Here is a 206-nt window from a genome sequence, read left to right on the forward strand (position 1 = left end):
GCAAATGTAAGAAACGGAAGCTTTGAAGATGAATTAAAAAAAGCGGTGCAACAACGTCAAAAAGACCGAAGTGAGAAAGGTCTAGTAGATAAAATAGTTGAAGGCCCAACGCCAAGACCGTTTTCAGGGGCAAATGTAAGAAACGGAAGCTTTGAAGAGGAATTGAAAAAAGCGGTGCAACAACGTCAAAAAGACCGAAGTGAGAA

Annotated in this window: 1 protein-coding gene; it reads left to right on the top strand. The window is 40.8% G+C overall.

The window, feature by feature from the left end; translation table 11 throughout:
- Positions 1 to 206 (top strand): hypothetical protein (locus DVW83_RS15135; RefSeq protein WP_161569469.1); only part of this gene is annotated, 206 nt, incomplete at both ends.

This window comes from Enterococcus sp. VV15 (assembly GCF_005236045.1).
Taxonomy (GTDB): Bacteria; Bacillota; Bacilli; order Lactobacillales; family Enterococcaceae; genus Enterococcus_B; species Enterococcus_B durans.